Source organism: Negadavirga shengliensis (assembly GCF_042652345.1).
Taxonomy (GTDB): domain Bacteria; phylum Bacteroidota; class Bacteroidia; order Cytophagales; family Cyclobacteriaceae; genus Negadavirga; species Negadavirga shengliensis.
Window position 1 is genome coordinate 1 of sequence record NZ_JBHSJJ010000053.1, and the last position, 643, is coordinate 643.

General features: G+C 50.9%; 1 protein-coding gene. It reads right to left on the reverse strand.

Translation table 11 applies throughout. The features are described from left to right. Positions 1-469, reverse strand: a 469-nt coding sequence (locus ACFPFU_RS25660; protein WP_377069609.1) for a carboxypeptidase-like regulatory domain-containing protein, incomplete at its 3' end; no start/stop codon positions are given. Positions 470-643 lie beyond the last annotated feature (174 nt).

The following is a 643-nucleotide window of genomic DNA, read 5'->3' on the forward strand; positions in this document are numbered from 1 at the left end:
TTAGAATGAGGCCGGAGGTGACGTCTTCCAGGCGGTCTATCAGGTCGGTGCTGACCCTTCTTCCGACGAGCTGTTCATCCACGGTCACGAAGGAACCCGAGGCCCTGGATCTGGGGATCTGCTGGTAGCCCGTAGCCACCACTTCCACCTGGTCCAGGGTATGGTCCTCCTGTTCCAAGGTGATCAACTGCTCCTCTGTGGAAGGCGTTTCGAAAGTGACGGTTTTGGTGGCATATCCCAGGAAGCTGGCATCGATTTCGGTTTTCCCAGGGAGAAGGTCAAAGGAAAAGCGGCCGTTTTCGTCCGTCACCGTCAGCTTTCCGGAGGCTTTTTCTTGAATAAGGGCCCCGGTGATGGGCTGTCCGGAATCCCGGTCCACCACCTTTCCATGTAAGGGGACCGTCTGTCCGTGGGTATGATGAAAGGCCATCAGGAGACCGGCCATCAGTAAGAGTAGTGTTTTTTTCATATGTTTATAATTGTTTCTTAATGGCCATATGGAATCTCGCATGTTTTATAATCATCCCAGTTTGTGACGATTCCGTCATGCTCGATTTCATATGATTATAATTTGTTTTCAGCGGTCATATGGAACCAAGCCTATTATAATCCTCCCACTGTGTGACGATCTCGTCATGCTTGG